The organism is Vespertiliibacter pulmonis, assembly GCF_013377275.1.
GTDB classification, from domain to species: Bacteria; Pseudomonadota; Gammaproteobacteria; order Enterobacterales; family Pasteurellaceae; genus Vespertiliibacter; species Vespertiliibacter pulmonis.
Window position 1 is genome coordinate 1,548,552 of record NZ_CP016615.1, and the last position, 25,548, is coordinate 1,574,099.

General features: G+C 37.1%; 21 protein-coding genes and 1 other RNA gene. 13 read left to right on the top strand and 9 right to left on the bottom strand.

Features of this window, described 5'->3' with window-relative positions:
* Positions 1-48 precede the first annotated feature (48 nt).
* The 3 genes from cmoA to xseB are packed head-to-tail and all read right to left on the bottom strand — an operon-like array spanning position 49 to position 1,886.
* A complete protein-coding gene (cmoA, locus tag A6B43_RS07545; protein ID WP_124210371.1) occupies positions 49-771 on the bottom strand; it encodes a carboxy-S-adenosyl-L-methionine synthase CmoA in 723 nt (240 codons plus the stop codon).
* A gap of 3 nt (positions 772-774) precedes the next feature.
* Positions 775-1,668, bottom strand: a complete 894-nt coding sequence (ispA, locus tag A6B43_RS07550) for a (2E,6E)-farnesyl diphosphate synthase (RefSeq protein WP_124210372.1) — start codon at positions 1,666-1,668, stop codon at positions 775-777.
* A complete protein-coding gene (gene xseB / locus A6B43_RS07555) occupies positions 1,665-1,886 on the bottom strand; it encodes an exodeoxyribonuclease VII small subunit (RefSeq protein WP_124210373.1) in 222 nt (73 codons plus the stop codon). The genes ispA and xseB overlap by 4 nt, the downstream gene beginning before the upstream one ends.
* 169 nt (positions 1,887-2,055) lie before the next feature.
* Between xseB and A6B43_RS07560 the strand changes: the two genes are divergently transcribed.
* Together A6B43_RS07560 and A6B43_RS07565 are read left to right on the top strand one after the other, a co-directional pair.
* Positions 2,056-2,844 (top strand): MOSC domain-containing protein, encoded by a 789-nt coding sequence (locus A6B43_RS07560; RefSeq protein WP_124210374.1) that lies wholly within the window; start codon positions 2,056-2,058, stop codon positions 2,842-2,844.
* Positions 2,845-2,853: 9 nt separating this feature from the next.
* Positions 2,854-4,818, top strand: coding sequence for an LTA synthase family protein (locus A6B43_RS07565; RefSeq protein WP_124210375.1), 1,965 nt, complete (start codon positions 2,854-2,856; stop codon positions 4,816-4,818).
* A gap of 94 nt (positions 4,819-4,912) precedes the next feature.
* Here the strand turns inward: A6B43_RS07565 and ffs are convergent.
* Positions 4,913-5,010, bottom strand: an RNA gene (gene ffs, locus A6B43_RS07570) — signal recognition particle sRNA small type.
* A gap of 168 nt (positions 5,011-5,178) precedes the next feature.
* Here ffs and A6B43_RS07575 point away from each other — a divergent pair.
* The 7 genes from A6B43_RS07575 (at position 5,179) to cydC (ending at position 17,449) form a co-directional block, all read left to right on the top strand.
* A complete protein-coding gene (locus A6B43_RS07575) occupies positions 5,179-6,051 on the top strand; it encodes an acyl-CoA thioesterase (protein WP_124210376.1) in 873 nt (290 codons plus the stop codon).
* A 179-nt stretch (positions 6,052-6,230) separates the two neighbouring features.
* Positions 6,231-7,391, top strand: a complete 1,161-nt coding sequence (envC, locus tag A6B43_RS07580) for a murein hydrolase activator EnvC (RefSeq protein WP_237306966.1) — start codon at positions 6,231-6,233, stop codon at positions 7,389-7,391.
* A gap of 1 nt (position 7,392) precedes the next feature.
* The gene (locus tag A6B43_RS07585; RefSeq protein WP_124210377.1) at positions 7,393-8,250 is read left to right on the top strand and encodes a divergent polysaccharide deacetylase family protein; all 858 of its coding nucleotides are present in this window, start codon (positions 7,393-7,395) and stop codon (positions 8,248-8,250) included.
* A 25-nt stretch (positions 8,251-8,275) separates the two neighbouring features.
* Positions 8,276-10,012 carry an autotransporter assembly complex protein TamA gene (tamA, locus tag A6B43_RS07590; RefSeq protein ID WP_124210378.1) on the top strand — a complete coding sequence of 579 codons (1,737 nt, stop codon included), beginning with the start codon at positions 8,276-8,278 and terminating at the stop codon, positions 10,010-10,012.
* Positions 10,013-10,069: 57 nt separating this feature from the next.
* Entirely contained in the window at positions 10,070-14,011 is a 3,942-nt protein-coding gene (gene tamB / locus A6B43_RS07595) for an autotransporter assembly complex protein TamB (protein WP_124210379.1), read from the top strand.
* A gap of 31 nt (positions 14,012-14,042) precedes the next feature.
* Complete coding sequence (cydD, locus tag A6B43_RS07600) at positions 14,043-15,785, top strand: heme ABC transporter permease/ATP-binding protein CydD (RefSeq protein ID WP_124210380.1); 1,743 nt, start codon at positions 14,043-14,045, stop codon at positions 15,783-15,785.
* Positions 15,785-17,449: a heme ABC transporter ATP-binding protein/permease CydC gene (gene cydC / locus A6B43_RS07605; protein ID WP_124210381.1), complete on the top strand. Its 1,665-nt coding sequence runs from the start codon at positions 15,785-15,787 to the stop codon at positions 17,447-17,449. Before cydD ends, cydC begins: the two co-directional genes overlap by 1 nt.
* A gap of 68 nt (positions 17,450-17,517) precedes the next feature.
* Here cydC and A6B43_RS07610 read toward each other — a convergent pair whose 3' ends face one another.
* Positions 17,518-17,952, bottom strand: coding sequence for a PNPOx family protein (locus tag A6B43_RS07610; protein WP_418902967.1), 435 nt, complete (start codon positions 17,950-17,952; stop codon positions 17,518-17,520).
* Positions 17,953-17,959: 7 nt separating this feature from the next.
* Positions 17,960-18,523 (bottom strand): UbiX family flavin prenyltransferase, encoded by a 564-nt coding sequence (locus A6B43_RS07615; protein WP_124210382.1) that lies wholly within the window; start codon positions 18,521-18,523, stop codon positions 17,960-17,962.
* A 110-nt stretch (positions 18,524-18,633) separates the two neighbouring features.
* On the opposite strand from A6B43_RS07615, the gene ttcA reads away from it, so the two are divergent.
* Positions 18,634-19,581, top strand: coding sequence for a tRNA 2-thiocytidine(32) synthetase TtcA (gene ttcA, locus A6B43_RS07620; RefSeq protein ID WP_124210383.1), 948 nt, complete (start codon positions 18,634-18,636; stop codon positions 19,579-19,581).
* 59 nt (positions 19,582-19,640) lie between these two features.
* The gene (gene xthA / locus A6B43_RS07625) at positions 19,641-20,444 is read left to right on the top strand and encodes an exodeoxyribonuclease III (protein WP_124210384.1); all 804 of its coding nucleotides are present in this window, start codon (positions 19,641-19,643) and stop codon (positions 20,442-20,444) included.
* Positions 20,445-20,522: 78 nt separating this feature from the next.
* Here the strand turns inward: xthA and A6B43_RS07630 are convergent, their stop codons facing one another.
* The 3 genes from A6B43_RS07630 to znuC all read right to left on the bottom strand — a co-directional run bounded on the left by A6B43_RS07630 (position 20,523) and on the right by znuC (position 23,034).
* Entirely contained in the window at positions 20,523-21,323 is an 801-nt protein-coding gene (locus A6B43_RS07630) for a class II glutamine amidotransferase (RefSeq protein WP_124210385.1), read from the bottom strand.
* Positions 21,324-21,447: 124 nt separating this feature from the next.
* Positions 21,448-22,233 (bottom strand): zinc ABC transporter permease subunit ZnuB, encoded by a 786-nt coding sequence (znuB, locus tag A6B43_RS07635; protein ID WP_124210386.1) that lies wholly within the window; start codon positions 22,231-22,233, stop codon positions 21,448-21,450.
* Positions 22,234-22,245: 12 nt separating this feature from the next.
* Complete coding sequence (gene znuC / locus A6B43_RS07640; RefSeq protein WP_124210387.1) at positions 22,246-23,034, bottom strand: zinc ABC transporter ATP-binding protein ZnuC; 789 nt, start codon at positions 23,032-23,034, stop codon at positions 22,246-22,248.
* Positions 23,035-23,254: 220 nt separating this feature from the next.
* Here znuC and mepM point away from each other — a divergent pair, with 220 nt between their 5' ends.
* Positions 23,255-24,805 carry a murein DD-endopeptidase MepM gene (mepM, locus tag A6B43_RS07645; RefSeq protein WP_124211003.1) on the top strand — a complete coding sequence of 517 codons (1,551 nt, stop codon included), beginning with the start codon at positions 23,255-23,257 and terminating at the stop codon, positions 24,803-24,805.
* A 25-nt stretch (positions 24,806-24,830) separates the two neighbouring features.
* Positions 24,831-25,502 (top strand): bifunctional protein-disulfide isomerase/oxidoreductase DsbC, encoded by a 672-nt coding sequence (gene dsbC / locus A6B43_RS07650; protein ID WP_124211004.1) that lies wholly within the window; start codon positions 24,831-24,833, stop codon positions 25,500-25,502.
* The last annotated feature ends 46 nt before the right edge of the window (positions 25,503-25,548 follow it).

The window sequence follows — 25,548 nt, forward strand, 5'->3', positions numbered from 1 at the left end:
TACAAGCGGTTAGTTACTAAAGATTTTTTGCAATTAATAAACTAATGTTTATTTAATTGCAATCATTGAGCCAAAATTGAAACATTGAAACCAAAGCTCTACATTGTGAAAGCCAATCTCTTTTAAACGTGCTTTGTGGGCTGAAATACTATCAATTAGCATTACATTTTCTAATGAGGTACGTTTTTGACTTACCTCTAATTCACTATATCCGTTGGCTCGTTTAAAGGTATGATGAAGGTCAATCAATAGCTCATTCATTTCGTACTCATCAAATTTAAATTTTTCAGAAATGACTAATATTCCGTTTGGGTTTAGCCCTTGATAGATTTTCTCCAACAAAGCAAAGCGGTCAGCTGGCGGCAAAAATTGCAATGTAAAATTTAGGACAACCATTGACGCATTTTGAATTTGTGTTTGGCGAATATCCTCGCATAAAATTTCAACAGGTATAGCGGAGTGATAAGCATTTAGATGGTGGCGGCATCGTTCGATCATTGGCTCGGAATTATCAACACCAATAATTTTTGCGTTTTTATCAGCAATGTTACGGCGGATAGATAAAATACCTGCACCTCGAGAACAACCTAAATCATAGACGTTAGAGTTATCTGTAACAAAGCGATTAGCAAGCATTCCAATTGCAGTAATAATATTGGAATAACCAGGTACTGAACGTTGAATCATATCAGGAAATACTTCTGCAACGGCTTCATCAAAGGTAAAATCACCCAATTTTTCGATTGGGGCAGAAAAAAGCGTATCTTTCATTGATTAATTTTCTCGTTTTACAATAAATTCTGCAAGTTGTTGCAAAATTAGGGTATCAAAAGGTAATTGAGTAAGGGAATTTAACGCAGATTTTAATAAATCATTAGCTTTTTGCTGTGCTTTCTCTAGTCCAAGTAATTTAGGATAAGTACTTTTATTTAGTGCATTATCTGCTCCAACAACTTTCCCAATTTTATCGGATTGCCCGATGACATCTAAAATATCATCTTGAACTTGGAATGCTAGACCAATTGCTTTTGCATATTGCTCAAGGTGAAATTTTATTTCGGTATTTTGAGCATATTCAGATAAATTTAATCCCATAAGTACAGAAGCAACAATTAACGCTCCAGTTTTATTACGGTGAATTGTTTCTAGCTCATTTAATGAGATAGTTTTATTTTCTGCTGTTAAATCAAGGCTTTGCCCTAAGCACATTCCTAATGCCCCTGCGGAGAGAGAAAGCTGGGTAATTTGTGCGACTTTTTGTGTATCTGTTAAATAACGATCTTGAGCAAGTAATTGAAAGGCAAATGTTTGTAGTGCATCACCAGCTAAGATAGCGGTCGCTTCGTCAAAGGCAATATGGCAAGTTGGTTGGCCTCGGCGGAGTTTGTCATTATCCATCGCAGGTAAGTCATCGTGTACGAGAGAGTAAGCGTGAATAGCTTCCATAGCAGCCGCTGAACTATCGAGTTTTGATAATTCAACGCCAAGCATTGCACCCGTAGTATAAATAAGAAAAGGACGAATTCGTTTTCCGCCTAATAACACAGCATAAGCCATTGCATCTGCTAACGGGGCATTTTTTCCTTTGTATTGCTCTAATTGTTGAGCAAGAAATTGATTAACTCTGTCTTGACAAGCGGTGAGTTTATGGGAAAGTTTTGTCATTATTGATAATCCGCAAGAGGGGCTTGTTCATCTTTTTGTAATAAAATTTGGATACGCTGTTCTGCTTGTTGTAAACGTTCTTGTCCTTGCTGAACTAATTGAATGGCTGTTTCAAACTCATTTAATGCTTCTTCTAACGGCAAATCGCCCGCTTCTAAACGTCCAACAATGTTTTCTAATTCTTTTAAGGTAGTTTCAAAATCAGTAGGTTTTTTTGCCATTTTAATGTCCTTTAACGTAGTTTGGTGATTAAAGCCAAAAATTTTAGCTATTCTAAAAGATGAAAAGAAAATGACCAAGCTATTTGCGTATTATTGAGCAATCATTTTGCAAATAATTAATTTTTCCGATATTGTATTTAAATGCCAGAGGCTCTTTTGGGGCAATTATATGAAAGTAACACAGTTGAATATTTTCCCGATAAAATCAACTCGGGCATACCCAGTGCATCAAGCTTTTGTTCAGTTGCAAGGGCTAAATTTTGATCGTGAATTTATGATTACAGAGCTTGATGGTACTTTAATAACTGCTCGTAAAGAGGCTGTTTTGTACTGTTTATCCGCATTTCCTATTTCAACAGGGATCATTATTTGTGATGAAAAGGGAGAGCAGTGCGTGGCGTTTTACCAAGATTTTATTGAGAGCCAAATAAGTGAAGTATGGGGAACACATTTTAACTCATTAGTGGCTAATCAGAGGGTGAATGAGTGGCTGAGTAAAAAATTTAAACGCTCTGTACAGCTGCGTTGGCTCGGTGCTGAAAGTCAGAGAAAAGTGGCTCAACTTGTCCAAAATCCATTAAGTTTTGCTGACAGCAATCCTATCTTATTATTATCTGAAAAATCGTTGGATCAGTTACAACAATGGTCTCCCGTACCTATCTCAATGGAACAATTTCGGGGTAATATTGTCATAGATGGAAACGTAGCGTTCGCAGAAGAACAATGGCAACGACTTAAAATTGGAGACGTAGTGTTTAAGTTTTCGCAATGCTGTACTCGTTGTCCAATGATTACTCGGGATCTTAATACCCTTGAACTTAATTCAGCGGCTGAACCTCTCAAAACGTTGAAAAAATATCATACAAACGACCTAGGCAAGCCAATTTTTGGAATACATTTAGTGCCAGAAAATAGCGGTGTCATTCGTCTAAATGATTCTATTATTCTTTTAAATTAAAGGCATTTTATGCAAATATTCAAATCTCAAGTTACCCATACTCAGCGTCGCTTTATCTTATTTCCAATTTTCTGTTTTATAGGGGTAAATTTATTAGTTTTAACCCTTTCTAGATTTGGTTTATCCCTTTGGCAAGCAGAACGTATTTCTGCTGTAAATGGTTGGTTACCTATTCTTTTACAGGGTATTCGTATTGATATTGTTTCGCTCTGTTATTTACTTGGCTTACCGGCATTATTAACGGTATTGTTACTTCATAATAATACCTTAGGGAATATTTGGCGTGGTATTTTGCGGGTATGGCTAACGGCAACGGGCGTATTTATTATCTTTATGGAAATGGCGACGCCTGCTTTTATAGAGACTTATGATTTCCGACCAAATCGCCTTTTTATTGAGTATTTATTGTATCCTAAAGAAGTATTTTCGATGCTGGTAAGTGGGCATTTTATCGCTGTCGTATCAAGTTTTATTGTTACAATACTAGCGGTAGTTTTCTATTGGAAATTTGCAGGTTGGGCGGTTAAAAATTTACGTTTACCAAGTTGGAAATGGCGACCTGTAATGGCATTAGTTATTATTGTTTTCACTATTTTTGGAGCTCGTTCAAGTTTACACCATCGAGGAATAAACCCTGCAATGGTAGCCTTTTCTAGTGATCCGTTAGTTAATTCCCTTGTGCTTAATTCGGGTTATTCCGTGCTTTATGCTGTACAGCAATTGAAAGATGAGGATAAATCTTCAGAACAATATGGCAAAATGTCTGTGGAAGAAATGTTGAATATCGTTAAACAGCAACGAGGTCGCCCTGAATCAGATTATATTTCTGCAGAGTATCCAACACTAACTAAAAACCAAGCGACTTACCAAGGCAAGCCAAAAAATATTGTCATTATTTTGCAAGAGAGCCAAGGCGCTCAATTTATTAATACGTTGGGCGGCAGACCAATTAGCCCTGAATTTGATAAATTAGCAGAACAAGGTTGGTTATTTGAAAATTTATATGCCACGGGAACTCGCTCTGTTAGGGGAATTGAGGCGGTAAGTGCAGGGTTTACTCCAACACCTGCTCGAGCTACAGTAAAATTAACCAAAAGCCAACATGGATTTTTTACTATTGCAGATTTATTAGGGCATAAAGGCTATAAGACATCATTCATTTATGGCGGTGAAAAACATTTTGATAATATGGCAAGCTATTTCTATGGTAATGGCTTTCAAACAATTATAGATGAACAAGATTATAAAAACCCTAAATTTGTAGGGACTTGGGGCGTGAGTGATGAAGATCTTTTTGATAAAGCGAATGAAACATTTACTGAATTTGCGAAAAGTGATCAACCATTTTTCAGCTTAGTGTTTACCTCAAGTAACCACGATCCGTTTGACTATCCTGATGGTAAAATTGAATTATTTGAGCAGGATAAAAAGACTCGTAATAATGCGGCAAAATATGCTGATTATGCCTTAGGTTATTTTTTCAAGTTAGCAAAAAATTCAACTTATTGGAAAGATACGGTTTTCTTGGTGGTTGCAGACCACGACTCTCGTGTAGCAGGAGCAGAATTAGTGCCGATTAACCATTTTCATATTCCCGCTTTGATTTTGGGTGAAGGAATTGATCCAAAACGAGATAGCCGTTTAGTCAGCCAAATTGATATGCCAACAACGCTACTTTCGTTAGCGGGTGTGAGTGGTGAGTATCCGATGATTGGGTTTGACTTAACTCAAGAAGCCAATCCAAATCGTGCGTTGATGCAATATGATCAAACTCAAGCGATGATGAAAGGTAATAATGATGTAGTAATTTTGCAACCAAATACGGAGCCACAAGGCTACTTTTATGATAAACAATCAGCTAAATTTACCCCTAAAGTGTTACCTGATGAAATAAAGAAAGAAGCATTAGCTCACGCATTATTAGGGAGTTATTTATATAAAAATCAGTTGTATAAATTACCTAAAGAGCAGTAATTACATATTACAAACAATTAGAATGGGGTGGAGCTGTCCGCCTCATTTATTTTAAGGAAGCAGAAAGAAAATTTAGGTTTTATAAAGGGCGAGGGCATTTCCAGCGATTCTCGGCACATAGAAATTTCAATCCTGGCTGCTTTCTTCCGAACCTGACCAAATAAACTAAAACCTATTGCGAGAGACCAAAAATGCCCTCATAGCTTTACACATTTGTGTAATGCGGCTGATTATAGAGCGTTCATTGTAACAATACAAGTGGAAAACAATATAAACAGTCGAGTTGCTGAATAAAGTGGCAAAATTTAGGGTAAACTTACATGAGAGAAAATGACTAGCACATTTAGGGTAAATTGACTTATGACAGTGATTACAAGTTTAATTGATTTATTAGCCTTAGAACCATTAGGAAACGGTATATTTCGTGGAAGAAATGAGGATCTAGGTCTTCCACAGGTTTTTGGCGGACAAATTATTGCACAAGCACTTTCAGCAGCAATGCAAATGACAGATACAGAGCGGTATTTGCATTCTTGCCATACTTATTTTCTACGAGCCGGTGATATTGCATTTCCAATTATCTATGAAACGGAAATCTTGCGTGAAGGGAAAAATTTTACCGCTATCAATATTAATGCTAAGCAGAATAATGAGCTAATTTGCCGAGTAATGGCCTCTTTCCAAGTACCAGAAAGAGGATTTGAGCATCAAATTACAATGCCAAAAACAGATAAACCAGATGCGTTTTATTCCGAAAATACGTTAATACAGTCTTTTGCAACAATACTGCCTTCACCATTGAGAGAGAAATTTCAGAAAGAACGAGCATTTGATGTGAGGATTAAATATCCTAATGATCCATTTAACGGGAAAAAATTACCTATGGAGCAATTTTTATGGGCAAAACTAAATGGGGCTGGTCAATTAGATCAGTTAAATCAGCGACTACAGCAATGCTTGATTGCTTACTTTAGTGATTTTCACTGCATTATAACGATGTTACAACCACACGAACGAGGCTTTATGCAACAGGGACTACGGGTTGCTACCTTAGATCATAGTATTTGGTTTCATCGTAATATTGATTTCACACAATGGTTGCTTTTTGCCTTACAGACTCCGAATGCGAGTAATGGAAGAGGACTAACTCGGGGTGAGGTATTTGATCAACAAGGAAATTTATTAATGAGCTATCAGCAAGAGGGGCTTATTAGAGATAGTTCAATAAACTAATGTGTGAGATAGAAAATGAATTCAGTAAACATTATACTGAAAGCTGTGATTAAGCATAGTCATTTAGTGGATAACAGATTAAAATATCCACCTATTTAAAACTTTAGTGATCTGTGGGCGCGTGTAAGGGACATTTTGTGAAAGCTATTTCATCTCTCTATTTTCGATTAGCGGTATCTATTTTATCAGGTAGTTTATTACTATGGTCGTCTGGCTTACAGGCGAGTAATCTCTCGCAGATTCAGCAAAGTATTAGCCAACAGCAGGCAAAAATTAATGAGCAGAAAAAAAAGAGAGATTCCCTTCAATCAACTTTAAAAAATCAAGAGTTACAAATAGGCAAACTCAATACGGAATTAAAAAAGAATGAATTGAGTTTGAGTGAACTACGCCAAATGATTAAAAAAACAGAGCAAGAAATCAAGCGGTTAGAACAGCAAGAAAAAGTGCAAAAGGAAAAATTAAAAGAGCAGTTAGATTCGGCTTATCGTTCAGGCATTCATCCTTCGGTGATTGAACGGTTAATGTCAGATTCAGCTAAAAATGCAGATAGAATGGGGGCATATTATGATCATATCAACCAAATTCGGATTGATGCGATTCAAGAATTACGCCGTACGCAAGAAGATCTAAAATTACGCAGAGATGAATTGACTGCACAGCAGACTAAACAGCAATCACAAATTTCTGCACAAAAAAAACAAGAACGTGAATTAAAGAAAGTAAAAAATGAGCGAGAAAGTACAATTCGTTCATTAGATCAAACACTGAAGGCAGATCAAATTCGTTTAGAAGCGTTGAAAAATAATGAGTCAGCGTTGAGACGCCAAGTAGCACAAGCTGTAAAAGAAGCAAAACAGCAAGAAGATCGTGAAATTGCACAACTAGAGCAAAAGAAAAATAGTGAAGAAAAGCGCCAAGCGACAGAACAAGAAAAACAGCAGGTTCGAGCAGGATCTGGTTTATCAGGCAAATATGCAATGCCAGTGAAAGGTCGAATTTTAAACCGTTTTGGTTCAACTCAAATGGGAGAATTAAAATGGGACGCTATTGTCATCGAAGCAGCATCAGGAACTCCTGTAAAAGCGATAGCAGGAGGAAAAGTGGCGTTAGCAGGCTGGTTACAAGGTTATGGACAATTAGTGGTGATTGATCACGGTAAAGGAGATTTATCGCTATATGGCTATAATCAATCTATGGCGGTGAAAAAGGGAAGCCGTGTACAAGCAGGGCAAACCATTGCTTATGTTGGGAATACGGGAGGGCAAAATCGTTCAGCACTCTATTTTGCTATTCGCCGTAAAGGCGTAACAGTAAACCCATTAAATTGGGTACGTTAAAATGAAAAAAAGCAATAAAAACAGCATATTCAAGCGGTTATTTCCTCTTATTTTTTTGCAAATAATTTATGTAATCTCACCGCTTGCACAGGCTGGTAAATTGGCGATTGTGATTGATGATATTGGTTATCGCAATGAAGATAATGCTATCTATGCTATGCCAAAAGCGGTTAGCGTAGCAATTATTCCTTCTGCGCCTTATGCTACTGCACGAGCAAAAAAGGCCTTTGAGCAAAAAAGAGATATTTTAATCCATTTACCTATGCAGCCAAAAAATCAGTTACAGTCCATTGAGTCTGGAGCATTGATGGTTGGTATGGACGAAGGAAAAGTGGCTCGCTTGATTAAATCTGCTCGTAATCAAGTGCCTTATGCAATTGGTTTAAATAATCATATGGGAAGTCGAGCAACGGTAGATCGTCCGTTAATGCAACATTTAATGAAAGCATTATCACAAAATCAGCTCTTTTTTCTAGATAGTAAAACCATCGGTAGTAGTGTTGCTGCAAAAGTTGCAACAGAGTTTGGGGTGAAAGCCTTAGAGAGAAATATTTTTCTTGATGACAGTGATTTACTTCCTGATGTGCAGAAACAGTTTAATTTAGCGATCAATTACGCTCGAAAGCACGGTACAGCAATTATGATTGGTCATCCTCGTAAACATAGTATTGCGGTATTAGAAAAGGGAATTGCTAATTTACCGAATGATATTGAGCTGGTAAGTATAGGGCAGTTATGGCGTGGGGAAAGTGTTAACTCAGTTAAGCCGTTTATTCTACTATTTGATATTGAACCCGCTTTAACGTCTGTTCAGCCTTATGATAGTTCGCCGTTATTACGAGGCGTGCCAAAAGAGTAGTAAAAATAAATATAGAGAAATAATAATGAAAACAAAATTGGCTTATTTAGCATTATGTGTAGCAACAGTGGCGAGTGCAGAGCAGACGGTATTGTTGAAAATTAGTGGGATTGAGGATAAAGATCTTTATACAAATGTGCGAATCTACCTTTCACAAGTAAGTAATGAAGAGGCTGATGGCTCTGAACGGTACCAATATCGTGTGCAAGAAACCGTTGATAAAGCATTACGTGCCAAAGGGTATTTTAATTCACAGTATCAATTTAGTTTAACACCACGAGAACGGCCCAAAAAAGATTTGTTAAATTTAAAAGTTACGTTAGATAACCCTGTTAAAGTCGATGAAAGAGATATAAAAATTCAGAGTAATGGCGTGGAAAATAGTGATTTTGATGGCATTATTAAAAAATCTGTGCCAGCTAAAGGGACTGTTCTTAACCAAGGTGTGTATGATTCATTTAAAAGTGATGTGGAAAAATTTGCTCAAGCAAAAGGTTATTTTGATGGAGAATGGACATTACATCGTTTAGAAATTTATCCTAAAACTTACCAAGCGGATTGGCGGTTACATTATGATGCAGGTGAACGCTATCGGTATGGTGATATTACCTTTCAAAATAGCCAAATTCGAGAAGATTATTTAACCAATATTTTGCGAATTCAGTCTGAAGATTATTACGATCTGACTGATTTATCTAAATTATCAAGTGATTTTTCATCAAGTAATTGGTTTGCCTCGGTGCTTGTTGAGCCAGAAATAAAAGAGACAGAGAAAAAAGTTGATCTAAATGTGTTGCTTCAACCTAAGAAAAAAAATAATGTAGAAGTAGGTATCGGATTTGCAACCAGTATTGGCCCTCGTTTCCAGCTAAATTGGAAAAAACCGTGGTTAAATAGCCGTGGGCATAGTATTGAGAGTAATTTATATTTATCTAAACCTGAGCAGCGTTTTGAATTTGGTTATAAAATTCCAGTAAAAGCCCACCCGATCAACTATTTTTATGAAATGTCGGGCGGTGTTGAACGAGAAGATCAAAATGATACGCAATTTACAGGGGCGCATCTAGCATTTCAACGCTTTTGGAATCATGAAACGGGCTGGGCATTTTCATTAGGAATGAAAGCACGATACGATTCTTTCCAACAAGCAAGTAAACCACGTTCTAAAACGTTATTGCTTTATCCAACAGCATCAGTTAATCGTACACGCAGTGATGGTAACCGTTTTCCGCTTTGGGGAGATGCTCAAAAACTGACATTGAATTGGGGCAGCAAAATGTGGGGCTCCGACGTTAATTTTTATAGTGTTAAAGCATCAAGTGCGTGGGTGAGAACATTTTTTGATAACCATCGCTTTTATTTGCGTGGAGAAGTGGGGTATTTGAATACTCAAGAATTTGACCGAATTACCCCAGCTTTGCGTTATTTCGCTGGTGGTGATATGAGTGTGCGTGGCTTTGGTTATAAAGATATTTCCCCTCGTGATAAGCAAGGGAAATTAACGGGTGCATCACATTTAGCCACGGCAACAGCAGAATACCAATATCAAATTTACCCAACGTGGTGGGCGGCAACATTTTATGATACAGGTTTAGCCTCAACCCATTATAAAGCTAAAGAGTTACATTCAGGTGTGGGAGTTGGTGTACGTTGGGTCTCTCCGATCGGAGCAATTAAGTTTGATCTCGCAACCCCAGTTCGTTCGCCAGATAACAGCAAAAAAAGTGTCCAATTTTATATTGGGTTAGGAACAGAGCTGTAATATTGGCGTATGCTATTTATTTTGCCTGTAATTTAATCAAATAGAGTAGATAATAAAATGACGGAATCACAAACAGAACAATCAAATCAGCCAACAAAAAAGAGAAGTAAATGGCGATATTTTTGGTGGTTTTTATGCCTATTATTCGGTTTACTCATCGCTATTATTGCTTTTTTGGCGACAGGGAATGGCCAGCGTCTGGCTTTGCAATGGCTGGCAAAATCAATGGATAGCTTAAGTATTAGTCAAATAGATGGCAGTTTACAAGATGGACTACGCTTGTCTGATACCCATTTTAATATGGAGGGCGTTGATGTTGCAGTTAAACAAGCGGATCTCCATATTGGGTTTGATTGTTTATTAGATAAAACGCTTTGTTTAAATAATATAGCACTTAAAGATGCCACAATTTCAGTTGATACGACAAAATTTCCTCCTTCTGAGCCCAAATCAGATTCGTCAGATGACGTTCAGCTGCCATTACCAGTTTCTTTGAAAAATCTTGCCTTAGATAATATTAATGTAAATGTAGATGGCGTGGCAGTTAAACTTGATCATTTTCAATCGGGTTTGGTAGGGGAGAAAAATAATATTCAGCTATTGCCAACAACATTAGATGGTTTACAAGTGATTTTACCGCTTTCACAAGCGGATAGTTCTGAGCAAAAAATTGCAAAACAGCCAGAGAATAGTGAATCTAAGCCAGCTATTGATTGGGAAGCACTAAAACAACAGTTATCTGAACCGTTATTGACAAAACTTGATCCGATTAAATTACCCGTCAATTTAAATATTGATGATTTTAATGCAAAAAATATTCAGATTGCACAGCAGATCAGAGAGAGTGAGAAATCTGATCAAGATGAGGCGGTATCAACACAATCACTTGTTAATATTTCATCTGTCAATTTAGCGTTGAAGTCTGATGAGAAGTCGCTTGCATTAAGTAATCTTGATATTCAGACTGATAAAGGCAATATTTCAGGGAAAGGATCGTTAAATTTAATTGATAACTATCCGCTTAATTGGCAATTAAAAGCCGATACGCCTGAATTAAAAGAACTCAAATTACCAGCTAACCAAGTGGATTTGACGATTTCAGGTGAGCTATTTGGTAAAACAGTATTGAATGTAAATACTCGTGGAGCGGTGAATGCTCAGATTGAAGGCTCAGTACAACTTTCAGCACCGAAAACACCACTTGATTTGACGATCAAAAGTGATCAAATTAAGTATCCATTTATTGCTGAAAAAGGGCAAGATCCCCTTGTTTTAAAAGATGTTGATCTTAAATTATCGGGTGATCTTCTTAATTATCAATTAGATAGCCATTTAGCTATAAGTGGAATGGGTATGCCGAATGGGGATCTTCAGCTCAACGGTAAAGGAGGACTAACCCAATTTGAATTAGAGAAATTATCCCTTAATATTTTGCAAGGGCAGGCAAATCTCGTGGGGAAAGTAGATTGGTCTAATGGTATTGAATGGACATCTAACGCTCATTTAGCAGGGATTAATACTCGTTCATTATTGCCTGAATGGGCAGCAATGTTATCAGGAGATATGAAAACAACAGGCTATGCGGGAAGAGGTAAACAAGGCGATGAATGGGGCGTTGCCGTATCAGAAATAGATCTCTCAGGGGTTTTATTAAATAAGCCATTACAATTGAAGGGTGAATTGACTGCTGACTCTAATACTCTATTAAGTGTACCGAATGCGAATTTAATTTACGGCGAAAATAAAATTGGGTTGAAGGGGGTATTAGGTGATAAATCTGATTTTCTCTTGGATATTAAAGCGCCTAATTTACAAGGTCTTGTGCCAAATCTCAAAGCAAGTGTAAATGGTTTGGTGCATTTACAAGGAAAAATTACTGAACCTTTTTTAGATTTAGATTTAGTAGCGAACAATGTAAGTTATGAGCAGACTTCGTTAAAACAGCTGACAGCTAAAGGGAAGATTACTACTGAAAAAACTATTCAAGGAAATATTGATCTTGCTCTAAGCCAACTTAGCCACGGTGATATTAAACTAGCGATGGCAAATTTACAGCTTTCGGGGAGTGAAACTAATCATAGTTTGAAATTGGTTTCAAAAGGTGATCCAATAGGAGCAAATTTACAAATTTCGGGTAAATTTGACCGCTTGCAACAGATTTGGCAGGGACAGTTGAGCAATGTGCTAATTCAATCACCTCAACCGCTGATTGGGGAGTGGAAAAACGATAAACCTATTCAAATTAGTTACCGTAATAAGCAAGTACAAGCCAATATCTCGTCTCATTGTTGGCATAATCCTAAATTAAATCTTTGTTTTCCTACAACATTTAATGCTGGATTAGAAGGTAAAGTACCGTTTGAAATTAAGTCTTTTGATTTGATTACATTACAAGAGCTTTTAGATAAAGAGAGTCAAATTTCAGGTATTGTTTCTGCGAAAGGTGATATTGCTTGGTTTGAAAATAAAAGCCCAATATTGAATCTTGATTTAGCCTCAAATGGGGTTAAATTTATACAGAAAAATGGGGGGCGTAATTTCCCAATCAGCCTTAGCCCGCTGACGCTAAAAGCAAATTTAGTAGATAATAATCTAAAATTAAAAACAGATATTAGAGTAGAAAATAATGGACGAGTTGTAAGTGATCTAATGATGAAAGACATTATGAATACTCGGGCGTTATCAGGAAGTCTTAATATTGAGCAGATCAATTTATCGTTAATTAAACCGTTATTAACAAATGGTGAAAGTGTTGATGGAAATTTAAATGCTCGATTGACATTAGGAGGCAATGCACTTTCTCCACTTTTATTTGGTAATTTGCAGTTAAGTGGGTTAAAAGCACATTCTAATGCAATGCCCTTTGATGTAACGGGGGGTAATTTGACGGCGAATTTTAATGGGGTAAGCTCTACGCTAAAAGGTAACATTCAGACAAAAGAAAGCAATTTAGTGCTGGAGGGAGACGCAAATTGGAAGAGACTTGATGCGTGGCATACTCGAATTAGTGCCAAAGCAAATCGTTTTAGAGTAAATATCCCAAGTATAGCCAAAGTGGATATTAGCCCAAATATTGAAGTGAAAGCTACCCCTAAAGAGTTAGTGTTAAGTGGTAATATTGATGTGCCTTGGGCGAGAATTTCTGTGGAAGAATTACCAGAGAGTGCGGTAAGTGTGAGTGCTGATGAAGTAATAATGGACGGCACGGCTAAAGATAAACAGGTTACTCTTCCTCTTAAAAATCTTCCACAAGACGGTAAAGGAATGGCGATTAAAGCGAATATTACCGTTAATATAGGGCAAGATCCGAAAGAAGCCGTAAAAATTGATGCTTATGGTTTTAAAAGTGATTTAAAAGGTATTTTAAAAGTTCGTCAAGGCAGTAAAGGCCTGGGATTATATGGTCAGGTAAACGTATTAAATGGAACTTTTGCCTCTTTCGGGCAAGATTTGGTGGTGCGTAAGGGAGTGATTTCTTTCACTGGAATGCCTTCACAGCCTACATTAGATATTGAGGCAATTCGTAATCCTGAAGCAATGGAAGATCAAAATGTAGTCGCAGGTGTTAAAATTACAGGTATTGCAGATTCACCCGATGTAAAAGTTTTTTCAAGCCCATCAATGTCGCAAGACCAAGCCCTTTCTTATATTCTTACGGGTAGAAGTTTAGAAAATAGTGGCGATGCAGGCTCAAGTAACTCTATTGCAGCGGCGTTGATTGGAATGAGTTTATCAAAAAGTAGTAAATTAGTTGGTGGCGTTGGCAGTGCTTTTGGAATTAGTGATCTAAACGTAACTACAGCAGGTATTGGGGATAACACTAAAGTGGTAGTAAGTGGTAGCTTAACACCAAAATTTAAAGTGAAATATGGCGTTGGCATTTTTGCTCCATTGACTGAGCTAACATTACGTTATCGTCTTGCACCAAGCCTCTATTTACAATGGATTTCAAGTATTAATCAAGCAGTTGATTTACTCTACCGTTTTGAGTTTGATTAACGCTAAATTTAGTAGGAATAAATATAAAATTATGGATAAACAACGTCAAAAGCAATTACAAAAATGGCTCCGCCAGCATCAAAAAATTGTTAAAAAATGGCTCTATCTCAATGTATTGCTTGGCTCAATGTCTGCTCTTCTGATTGTTGCTCAAATGGGGTTGTTGGCATCAATACTACATAAAATGATTGTAGAACATCAGTCACCAAACACTTTCATTGGGCAACTATTGCTGTTATTGAGTTGTTTCTTAGGACGAGCCATTATGCTTTGGTTACGAGAGCGAGCAGGTTTTCAAGCAGGACAATTATTACGGCAACATTTGCGTCAGCAAGTGTTAGAGAAATTAGCAATGATTGGTCCTATGGCAATTCACCAACGTCCTGCTGGGAGCTGGGCAACGTTGATGTTAGAGCAGGTAGAAAATATTCATAATTTTTATGCTAGATATCTTCCTCAACAATTTTTATCATTGATCGTACCGCTGGTTATTCTCTGTTTTGTGTTCCCGTTGAACTGGGCTGCAGGGCTTATTTTATTTTTTACCCTGCCTATTTTGCCTATCTTTATGGCATTGGCTGGGTTTAAAGCTGCAGAAGCAAATCAACGTAATATTGGTATATTAGCTCGTTTAAGCGGTCAATTTCTTGATAGTTTAAAAGGGTTGGAAACTATCCGTTTATTCGGACAAGCAAAGGCTCAAACTGATCAAATTTATCAACGTACAGAAGAGTTTCGTGTCAGTACAATGGACGTACTAAAAATGGCATTTTTATCTTCTGCTATATTAGAATTTTTTACAGCTATTTCAATTGCCGTGATGGCAGTCTATTTTGGTTTTAGTTATTTAGGTGAGTTAGAATTTGGCAATTATGGATTGCCTGTTTCACTTTTTATTGGCTTTTTCTGCTTAATGTTAGCACCCGAATTTTACCAACCATTGCGTGAATTAGGCGTGTTCTATCACGATAAAGCTGCGGCAATTGGAGCGGCGGATAGTTTAGAACATTTTCTGAGTGAGAAAATAGTTACGCAAACACAAGGGCAAAAAAATGTGCCAAATGAACCGCTTGTTATACAAGCGAAAGATTGTGTTATTTTATCGCCACAGGGAATTGCATTAACTGAACCACTGACTTTTGAATTAAAACCACATCAACATATTGCACTGGTTGGGCAAAGTGGGTCGGGTAAGACATCGTTGATCAATATGTTATTGGGCTTTTTACCGTATCAAGGTAGCGTTTCTATCAATGGAATAGAACTGCGAGAGCTCAATATGGCGGAGTGGCGAGAAAAATTAGCGTGGGTAGGGCAAAATCCGCAATTAATTAGGGGTACATTGCGAGAAAATATTTTATTAGGTAATCCGAATGTAACAGAACGGGAGATAAAAGAAGCCTTGTGCCGTTCTAACGCTGATGAATTTGTCGAGAGGTTAGGATTAGATAGCAAAATCCACGACAGCAATGTAGGCATATCAGGTGGACAGGCTCAACGAATTGCAATTGCTCGTGCGTTACTACGCCCTTATGAATTGTTATTATTAGATGAACCAACGGCAAGCCTTGATTTGCAATCAGAACAAAAAGTGTTGCAAGCATTACATCATTTAAGCCGTGAGCAGACTACCCTAATGGTTACGCACCGTATTGAGGATTTAAAACAGTGCGATGAAATTTGGGTAATGAAGCAAGGGCAGATTATTCAACGTGGTACATTTACACAATTAGAGCATCAAGGCTTTTTTGCAGAATTATTAGGATATGAATAATGAAAGCACTTCTTCCATTTCTTTCGCTATACCGTAGCCATTTAGGGCAGTTATTGTTTGGTATTGTACTTGCTATTACCAGTTTGGCGGCAAGTATTGGCTTATTAAGCCTATCAGGCTGGTTTTTAGCTGCATCTGCATTAGTGGGTTCAAGCCTATTATTTAACTTCTTTTATCCATCATCAGGCGTGAGAGGGTTAGCAATTGGGCGTACTATTTCTCGTTATTTTGAACGGCTTGTTACTCACGATGGTACATTTCGAGTTTTAGCTAATTTAAGAGTAACTATTTTCCGTAAACTCATTCCTTTAACACCAGCAGGATTAAGCCGTTATCGAAATAGTGAATTATTAAATCGGCTAGTATCAGATGTTGATACGTTAGATACACTTTATCTCAATTTAATTTCGCCTTTTGTGAGTGCGGTAATGATTATTCTATTTATGGCAATAGGCTTATCATTTATCTCACCACTTCTAGCTTTTGTTATTTGTGGCTCGTTAGCGGTATTATTGCTTATTTTTCCTCTATTATTTTATCGTTTAGGCAGAAAATTAGGCAACCTTGCTATTCAAAGCCGAGCAAATTATCGTAGCCAGTTTATTGAATGGATACAGCTGAATGGCGAATTTCTATTATTTGGGGTGCAAGCTCAAGCAACGGATCGGCTTAATCAGACAGAAAAAACGTGGTTATTCGCACAAAGTAGAGAGAGCCAACTAGCAGGGCTTTCTAATGCAATGTTAGTTGCATTAAATGGTTTATTGGTTACGGTAGTCATTTACCTTTCTGCAACGGCTATTAATGTGCCGAGCGCAGATAGCCCTGAGGCATTGATTGCGTTAGTTGTATTCTGCACGCTGGCATCGCTTGAAATTTTAAGTCCAATAGGTATCGCTTTTTTGCATTTAGGGCAAATCATCACAGCCGCAGAACGGCTAAATGAGATTACTCAGCAAAGACCGCTTGTTACCTTTAATGGTACAGAAAAATGGCAAAAAATAGAGAAAAACCAACCGCTTGTCCGTTTTGATAAAGTGAGTTTTAGTTATCCTGAACGTACTGAAGTTGTGTTGGATCAGATTACCTTTGAGATCAATGCTGGCGAGAAAATCGCTATTTTAGGTAAAACAGGTAGTGGAAAATCAACTATTTTTCAACTTCTTGTACGTAATTATGATAATACAAGCGGTCAGATCTTACTGAATAATTGCAAAATTACGAATTATCCTGAGCAGGTATTGAGAACACATATTGTAGCATTAACCCAGAGGGTGCATATTTTTAGTGCAACGATTAAAGATAATTTGTTAATGGGAAATCCGCAAGCGAGTGAAGCTGAATTGTATAAAGTGTTAGCCAAAGTTGAATTAAGCTATTTAACTGAACAAGAAGGGCTAGATTTATGGCTTGGTGATGGTGGACGTCCATTATCTGGCGGAGAACAACGCCGTTTAGGGTTAGCTCGTTTATTGTTGAGCAAAGCAGAAATTATCTTGCTTGATGAGCCAACAGAAGGGTTAGATAGAGAAACGGAGCAACATATTCTACAATGTATTTTTGAACATTGTCTGGATAAAACATTATTGATGATAACTCACCGTTTAAATGGTATGGATCATTTTGACCGAGTTTATCAGATTGATAATGGAAAAATGCTGTAATACCTATTCTAAATAGTTTTATAAAGTAAATTGGACGTTATTACGTCCAATTTTTTATTTTTAGAAAACTAATCTGTTCTTTTCCAGTAAGTTTTATGGGCAAAAGCGGTGCGATTCTCCGTAAATTTGATTTCATCAAAGCAAATTTCCCATACATCACTTGGAATAAGTTTGGCGATGGGGTAGCGTTGAGTATATTGGGTAAAAGCCCTATTTTTTTCATCAGTTTGAGATAAACAACGAGCTGTTGCAGAAAATTGTATACCTTCTATTTCATTGAGATGTTCGGGTTGTCCTGCGATTGTGCCGGCAATATTTGGGTTTTGTTGCATCAATTCCCCGTGGCGAGTCGTTCGTTTTGTAAGTAAAAGCAAGCGGTTGTTTTCGACATCAAAAATGTAAAAACAGCTTGCAGACCAGATTGTACAATTTGAGTAGCAAGCAAGGCTGACAACGTGATGGCGGTTGATAAATTTAATAATATTGGTAGGAATTGGAGTCATTATGAGTTTACTTTCCTTGCCAGCGAGCAATATCTATATTGAGATCAAACAGATCTAACGCACGGCTAACGCTATGGGTGATAATTTCATCAACGCTTTTGGGTTGATGATATAATGCAGGTACAGGTGGAAAAATAATTCCGCCCATTTCTGTTACCTTTCGCATATTGTCTAAATGGGTTAAATGTAGGGGAGTTTCTCGTACCATTAGCACCAGTTTTCGCCGTTCTTTTAATACAACATCTGCAGCACGGCTGAGTAAATTATCACTAAATCCGTGTGCAACAGAGGCAAGAGTTCGCATTGAACAGGGGGCAATAAGCATTCCCATCGTTTTAAATGAACCGCTTGAAATACTTGCCCCAAGATTGTGAGCAGAATGTACCACATCAGCTAAATCTAATAGTTGCTGTTCAGTATAATTTGTTTCATATTGGCGAGTTAATTCAGCCCCTTTTGAAACGACTAAATGGCTTTCTACATCAAGGTTTTTTAATAACTCTAAGGCTTTAAAGCCGTATTGAAATCCACTCGCACCACTGATTCCAACGATAATGCGTTTTGTTGTCATAATTGCTTAAAAATCCGAAATTTATCAACGTATATATTACGTCTTTACTTGAAAAAATAGGGGAAAAGTTTACTATATTTAATCTTTTGAACTTAGAAAATAACGATATTATGACTCAAGAAGCCTTCCAAAACACGCAAAAAGAGAAAAAAGTTGCGTATAACTTTAATAAATTACAAAAGCGTTTACGCCGAAATGTTGGTAATGCGATTGCTGATTTTAATATGATTGAAGAGGGCGATAAAGTAATGGTCTGTCTATCAGGCGGAAAAGATAGCTATACATTGCTTGATATTTTGTTAAATTTACGCATCAATGCCCCTATCCATTTTGATATTGTCGCAGTAAATCTTGATCAAAAACAACCAGGATTTCCTGAACATATTTTGCCTGAATATCTTGCGGGAATTGGGGTTGATTATAAGATTGTAGAAGAAAATACCTATGGTATTGTAAAAGAAAAAATCCCAGAGGGAAAAACAACTTGCTCACTTTGCTCTCGTTTACGCCGTGGGATTTTATACCGTACCGCAACAGAGCTTGGAGCGACCAAAATTGCACTTGGACACCACCGTGATGATATGCTAGAAACGCTGTTTTTAAATATGTTTTATGGTGGAAAAATGAAAAGTATGCCACCTAAATTAGTCAGCGATGATGGAAAACAAATCGTAATCCGACCGCTTGCATATTGTAAAGAAAAAGATATTGAACGTTATGCTATTGCAAAAGCCTTTCCGATTATTCCGTGTAATTTGTGTGGTTCACAACCAAATTTACAACGTAAAGTGGTCAAAGAGATGTTACAACAGTGGGATCGTCAATTCCCGGGACGTATTGAAACAATGTTTAGTGCTTTGCAAAATATTGCGCCTTCTCACCTTTGTGATCCAAAACTTTTTGATTTTAAAGGGCTTAAGCGAGGAATACTATTAGAAGGTATTGAAGGCGATATTGCCTTTGATAAAGCGGATATTCCCCAACAGCCTATAATTCAAGATGAAGACGAGTTAAATGATTACACCGATAGTGGTGTTATTCAAATTAAAGCCGTATAGTCAATAAATCTTTCCCTATTTCTATTTATTGTAGAAATTTATATTTACAAGGACAACGAATGAAATTTATCTCATTTAATATCAATGGGTTGCGAGCTAGACCGCATCAATTAGAAGCATTGATTGCTAAACATCAGCCTGATGTATTGGGCTTGCAAGAAATAAAAGTGTCAGACGAAGATTTTCCACACGATTTAGTCAATCATCTCGGCTATCACGTTTTTCACCATGGACAAAAAGGGCATTATGGCGTTGCATTATTAACTAAAGCAGAACCTATTGCTGTTCGAAAAGGTTTTCCAACGGATGATGAAAATGCTCAAAAAAGAATGATTATGGCAGATCTTGAAACCTCTTTTGGTAAATTAACCGTGCTAAATGGCTATTTTCCACAGGGTGAAAATCGTAGCCACGAAACGAAATTTCCAGCTAAACAGAAATTTTATGCTGATTTACAACATTATTTAGAAACGGAATTACGACCTGAAAATCCAATTGTGATTATGGGGGATATGAATATTAGCCCAACTGATTTGGATATTGGAATTGGTGAGCCTAACCGTAAACGTTGGTTACGAGACGGCAAATGTTCATTTTTGCCTGAAGAACGCGAATGGCTTGGTAAATTACATCAGTATGGATTAGTGGATACTTTCCGAGCAATGAATCCAATGGCAGATGATAAATTTTCGTGGTTTGATTACCGATCAAAAGGTTTTGATGATAATCGTGGATTACGCATTGATTTAGTGCTAGCGTCTAATTCACTCGCCAGCCGCTGTGTTGCCACAGGCATTGATTTAGAGATCAGATCAATGGAAAAACCGTCTGATCACGCACCTGTATGGGCTGTTTTTGAGTAGTAGATAAAATAATAAGCGGTTATTTTAGTAAATTTTTTGCTAAAACGACCGCTTGTTTTATTCTTATATCATTGAACGTTAAACGTGAGGTTTACATTCAGGTAATGTCCCTTCAATTTCAAACATCACATCACCCTCTTTAAAAAAGACGTAACCGCCATTTTTCATTTTTGTCCAAGATTCATTTTTAGTTAGTGGTTGAGTAGTAATGACAACGATTTTATCTGTTTCACAAGCATACTCTTGAAAATTAATACTTACATCATCATCTCGTAAGGCAACACCAAAAGGAGCTTTACGGCATACATAGTGTAGATTGGTTGAACAGCGAGCAATCATCCAATGTCCATTAGAGAGTATGAAATTAAATACGCCGTGCATCGCAATTTCACTCGTAATCTCAACAATGGCATCAAAAATTTCTTTTTCGCTAGGTTTAAAAGGAAAGCGTTCTTTTAATTTCGTAGCAATACAGCAGAATGCAACTTCTGAATCTGTTGTTCCAATAGGTTGATAATGATTGCTTGGGCAGATAGTAATATTTTCGATGGTACCGTTATGGGCAAAAACCCAATTTTCTCCCCAGATTTCACGGATAAAAGGGTGAGTGTTCTCCAAATTGACATCGCCTCGAGTTGCTTTACGAATATGAGCGATAACATTATAGGATTTTATATGATATTGGCTAACGAGATCTGCCATTGGTGAGGAAGCTCCAGGGCGGTTATCTCGAAAAATACGAACGCCTTTCCCTTCAAAAAAAGCGATACCAAAACCATCTGTATGGCAATCTGTAAGCCCAGCCCGCCGTCGAAACCCTTCAAACGAAAATGTAATGTCCGTTGGAGAGTTGCAATTCATTCCTAATAATTGACACATAATTTATTTTTTCATTATTAATAAAATTTCCAAAAAATGAACTGCTTGTATAAATAACATATAGCAAGCAGTCTAGTGAGATTTTCGGGAAAATCGGGAAAAATAGCAAGTATTATTAGCGATTTTATTTTGCTATTTTTTTACATAAAGAAAGTAGAAACATTGCACCAGCACAAATTACAACAGAAGGACCTGCGGGGGTATCTTTTAATCCTGATAAAATAAGACCACCTGAGATGGCTATGATACTGAAAAAGATAGCATAAATGACCATCGTCTCTGGCGTGTGAGCGAAACGGCGTGCAGTTGCCGATGGGATAATGAGTAGAGAAGTAATAATTAAAGCCCCTACAAATTTCATACTTAGTGCAATCGTCAAGGCAGTTAAAACCATCAATAATAGGCGTAAACGGGCAATATTTAGCCCTTCGATTTGAGCAAGTTCAGGGCTTACGGTAATCGATAGTAATTTTTTCCAGAACAATGCCAAAATAGTCGCTATAAATAGCACGCCAATGCCGATAAAAATGACATCATTAAAATCAATTGCCAGTAAATCGCCAAAAAGATAGGACATTAAGTCTACCCGTACATTGTCAAGTAAACTAATAGTAATGACCCCAAGAGAGAGACTACAGTGTGCAATAATTCCTAAAATAGTATCTACCGAGTGATTAGAACGTTGCTCCAGCCAAACTAAGCCTAAAGCAAGTAAAATTGTGATGATAATTACCGCTAGATAGGGGTCAATTTGTAGAAAAATACCGAGTGCAACCCCAAGTAACGCTGAGTGGGATAGGGTGTCTCCAAAATATGCCATTTTTCGCCATACTACAAACGCCCCGAGTGGTGCCGTAACAAATGCTAAAAGCAATCCTGCAAGCCAAGCAGGAAATAGAATTTCAAACATAGTTTTCCTTAATTAGTGTTGGCAGTTACCACCGCAGACATCACCGTGAAGATTGTGGTGATGGTTATGATTATGAGCGTAGAATGCCACATTTTTAGCAAATTGATCGCCAAAAAAATGGATAAAACTTGGTTCCATTGAAATTTTTTCGGGTGTGCCGGCACAACAGATGTGTCGATTAACACACAATACTTCGTCCGTATTTGCCATTACAATATTAAGATCGTGAGAAACCATTAAAATTGCACAATTTAGCCAATCTCGTGTTTTATTTAGTAGTTGATAGAGTTCTGTTTGCCCTGTAATATCTACGCCTTGCATTGGTTCGTCTAAGACAAGTAGGTGTGGGCGGTCTAAAATTGCACGAGCTAACAATACTCTTTGTAATTCTCCGCCTGATAATTTTTGCATACTACTTTGAGCTAAATGAGTGATAGAAAAAAGTTCAAGAGATTCATCAATCAGAGCTTGAGTTACCCTTGGTTTAAGAGACAAAAATTTACGGACTGTAATGGGAATAGATGAATCTAAATGTAATTTTTGTGGAACATAGCCAATTTTTATGTCTTTTTTATGATATATCTGGCCGCTTGTTGCGGGTAATAACTTAAGTAATACTTTTAACAAGGTTGATTTTCCACCACCATTGGGCCCGACAATCGTTGTAATAGAATTTGGATAAATATTGAGCGTGATATTTTGTAAAATTGATTTACTTTCTAAGGTTACGTTAATCTTTTCTAAACGGATCAATGGCTCATTATTGGGTTGAGTAATCGGCTTAACTCGTGTAATTTGCATTGTATTAAAATTTTTATGGGTATAGGCCATTAAAAGTAGCGGATTTTTTTATCTTTGACAAGTCCATGTGAATTTTTTCGCAGAATTTCTGTCAAAGCGAAAATGGATAAATATTTAGAACTAAAATAAGAAAAATAATTAGGATAATAATTTGCAATACGTTGTTTTCGCTCGAGATCGCCGCCGTAAGAAAAATCGTGTTAAAGCGTTTTTATTTTTAATGGCGTTGTTCTGCATTGTAATTGGCATTGGTTTAGCGGTTAAATCGCAACCAGAGTATCATCATTCGTCTAGTAAACAAACAGAGCAAAAAAATATAGTTAACGCACCGCTTGTTAATGAGGTTGCGGATAATCCTGATCCCTTTGCGACTTCAGCAAATAATTTGGCATTAATGGCATTATCTGATACGAAAATGGAAGATGTAGCATTAGATAACCTTTCTCATTCCGCTATTTCAAATGCAAAAGATCTTACTTATATTGATATTCAAGATAATGAACTTGATGAAGTAGATGTTCAGTCTCCAACTGATGAAAATGCGACATCTTATGAAGATGAATTTGTGGCGGAAGATGATGTTGATGATGAAACAATTGAGCGTTTACAAGATGCAGCGGCTAAAGATAAACAAAAAAAATCGGGAGAAATATTGTCTGAAGAAGCTGAACAAGCATTGGATAGTTTTTTAGATGTCGCAGAGCAGGCTATTCGTATTCAAAATCAATTTAGCTATACAGTTGCTCGAGGCGATAAATTAAAAGATGTATTGGAGCAATCGGGATTAAGCAATGCAACAGCTCGGGTACTAGAGAAAAAATTTCCTCAATTAGCGACATTGACACCGGGGCAACAATTTTATTGGATCCTAAACAAAGACGGTGAGCTAGAATATATGAATTGGTTGGTATCCGAAAAAGAAGAGAAAATTTTTGAACGTAAATCGAAAAATCAGTTTTCTGTACAAACCATAGAAAAACAGGGCGTTTGGAAACAAGATGTAGTAAGAGGTGTTCTCAATGGAGATTTTACTTCGAGTTTAAAAAAACAAGGGCTTTCTAACCGACAAATTTCTCAGCTTGCATCAGGTATTCAATGGCAAATTGCAACCAATAAGCTAAAAAAAGGGGATAAATACGTTATTTTAGTGAAACGAGAATATATCAATAATAAGGTAACAGAATTAGGTAATGTGGAGGCTATCCATATTCTTAGTGGTAATAAAAGCTATTATGCTATTCAGGCAGATAATGGGCGTTATTATAGCCGGCATGGTGAAACGTTAGGTAAGGGATTTTCTCGCTATCCGTTACAATTTACACCTAGAATTTCATCGCCTTTTAACCCAAGACGAAGACACCCCGTTACTGGACGAATTGCTCCTCATAAAGGGGTTGATTTAGGTGTACAAAGTGGAACACCAGTTATTGCTCCAGCTGATGGTGTTGTTGAGCATGTGGCTTATCAAGCAAATGGTGCAGGGCGTTATATTAAAGTGCGACATGGTGGACAGTATACTACGGTCTATATGCACTTAAGTAGGGCGTTAGTTCGTGTAGGACAGAGTGTGAAAAAAGGTGAGCGTATTGCTATTTCAGGTAATACAGGGCGTTCAACAGGTCCACATTTGCATTATGAGTTTCATATTAACGGACAGCCAGTTAATCCATTAACGGTAAGGCTACCAGGAACAGGTTCTGGAATGCCAGAGAAAGAGCGGCAGGCATTTTTAGCAAAAGCTCGAATGATCGAAGCAAAATTAAAACTATAAGGACATAATAATGAATTCAAAAGTAATGGTAGCAACAGTAGCAAGTTTAATTTCAAGCTCGATTTGGGCAAGCGTTAATTTGGAAAAACAGCTTGAAAGTGTTGGAGCAACAAATGTTAAAATTGCAGAATCGGCTTTACCAGGCTTTAAAACCGCAGTATCTGATCAAGGTGTTGTGCAAATTAGTCAAGATGGGCGTTTCGTAATTTATGGTAAAGTGTTTGAATTAAAAAGTGGTAAAGCGATAGACATCACAAATAATGCGTTAATGAAACAGTTGAATGCCTTAAGCAACGAAATGATTGTATTTCCTGCGAAGAATCAAAAATATGTAGTGAATATTTTTACGGATATTACTTGCCAATATTGCCATATTTTGCATCAGCAGATAAAAGAATACAATGACTTAGGTATTACTATACGTTATTTAGCATTTCCTCGAGGCGGATTAAATACGCAAGTCGCTAAACAAATGGAGGCAGTGTGGAGTGCCGAAGATAAGGTATTTGCATTGAATGAAGCTGAAAGTGGACGTCTCCCGAAAACAGTAAAAACTCCTAGTGTGGTTAAAAAGCATTATAACTTAGGTATTCAGTTTGGCATAACGGGAACACCTAGTATCATTACATCAGAAGGAGAAGTGATCCCTGGCTATGTTGAGCCAAAAGAACTATTGAAAATGTTACAAAGCTCTTAGTTAAAAGCTTATCAATTCAATTATCTAACCGCTTGTATTAGGCAAT

Coding starts and splice junctions, on each gene's coding strand:
- A6B43_RS07585 (WP_124210377.1), top strand. CDS start 7,393: ATGAAAAAAAGCAATAAAAACAGCATATTCAAGCGGTTATTTCCTCTT.
- cydC (WP_124210381.1), top strand. CDS start 15,785: ATGAAAGCACTTCTTCCATTTCTTTCGCTATACCGTAGCCATTTAGGG.
- dsbC (WP_124211004.1), top strand. CDS start 24,831: ATGGTAGCAACAGTAGCAAGTTTAATTTCAAGCTCGATTTGGGCAAGC.
- tamB (WP_124210379.1), top strand. CDS start 10,070: ATGACGGAATCACAAACAGAACAATCAAATCAGCCAACAAAAAAGAGA.
- A6B43_RS07560 (WP_124210374.1), top strand. CDS start 2,056: ATGAAAGTAACACAGTTGAATATTTTCCCGATAAAATCAACTCGGGCA.
- tamA (WP_124210378.1), top strand. CDS start 8,276: ATGAAAACAAAATTGGCTTATTTAGCATTATGTGTAGCAACAGTGGCG.
- A6B43_RS07615 (WP_124210382.1), bottom strand. CDS start 18,523: ATGACAACAAAACGCATTATCGTTGGAATCAGTGGTGCGAGTGGATTT.
- A6B43_RS07630 (WP_124210385.1), bottom strand. CDS start 21,323: ATGTGTCAATTATTAGGAATGAATTGCAACTCTCCAACGGACATTACA.
- znuC (WP_124210387.1), bottom strand. CDS start 23,034: ATGCAAATTACACGAGTTAAGCCGATTACTCAACCCAATAATGAGCCA.
- A6B43_RS07575 (WP_124210376.1), top strand. CDS start 5,179: ATGACAGTGATTACAAGTTTAATTGATTTATTAGCCTTAGAACCATTA.
- mepM (WP_124211003.1), top strand. CDS start 23,255: ATGGCGTTGTTCTGCATTGTAATTGGCATTGGTTTAGCGGTTAAATCG.
- A6B43_RS07565 (WP_124210375.1), top strand. CDS start 2,854: ATGCAAATATTCAAATCTCAAGTTACCCATACTCAGCGTCGCTTTATC.
- cmoA (WP_124210371.1), bottom strand. CDS start 771: ATGAAAGATACGCTTTTTTCTGCCCCAATCGAAAAATTGGGTGATTTT.
- ttcA (WP_124210383.1), top strand. CDS start 18,634: ATGACTCAAGAAGCCTTCCAAAACACGCAAAAAGAGAAAAAAGTTGCG.
- xseB (WP_124210373.1), bottom strand. CDS start 1,886: ATGGCAAAAAAACCTACTGATTTTGAAACTACCTTAAAAGAATTAGAA.
- cydD (WP_124210380.1), top strand. CDS start 14,043: ATGGATAAACAACGTCAAAAGCAATTACAAAAATGGCTCCGCCAGCAT.
- xthA (WP_124210384.1), top strand. CDS start 19,641: ATGAAATTTATCTCATTTAATATCAATGGGTTGCGAGCTAGACCGCAT.
- A6B43_RS07610 (WP_418902967.1), bottom strand. CDS start 17,952: ATGACTCCAATTCCTACCAATATTATTAAATTTATCAACCGCCATCAC.
- znuB (WP_124210386.1), bottom strand. CDS start 22,233: ATGTTTGAAATTCTATTTCCTGCTTGGCTTGCAGGATTGCTTTTAGCA.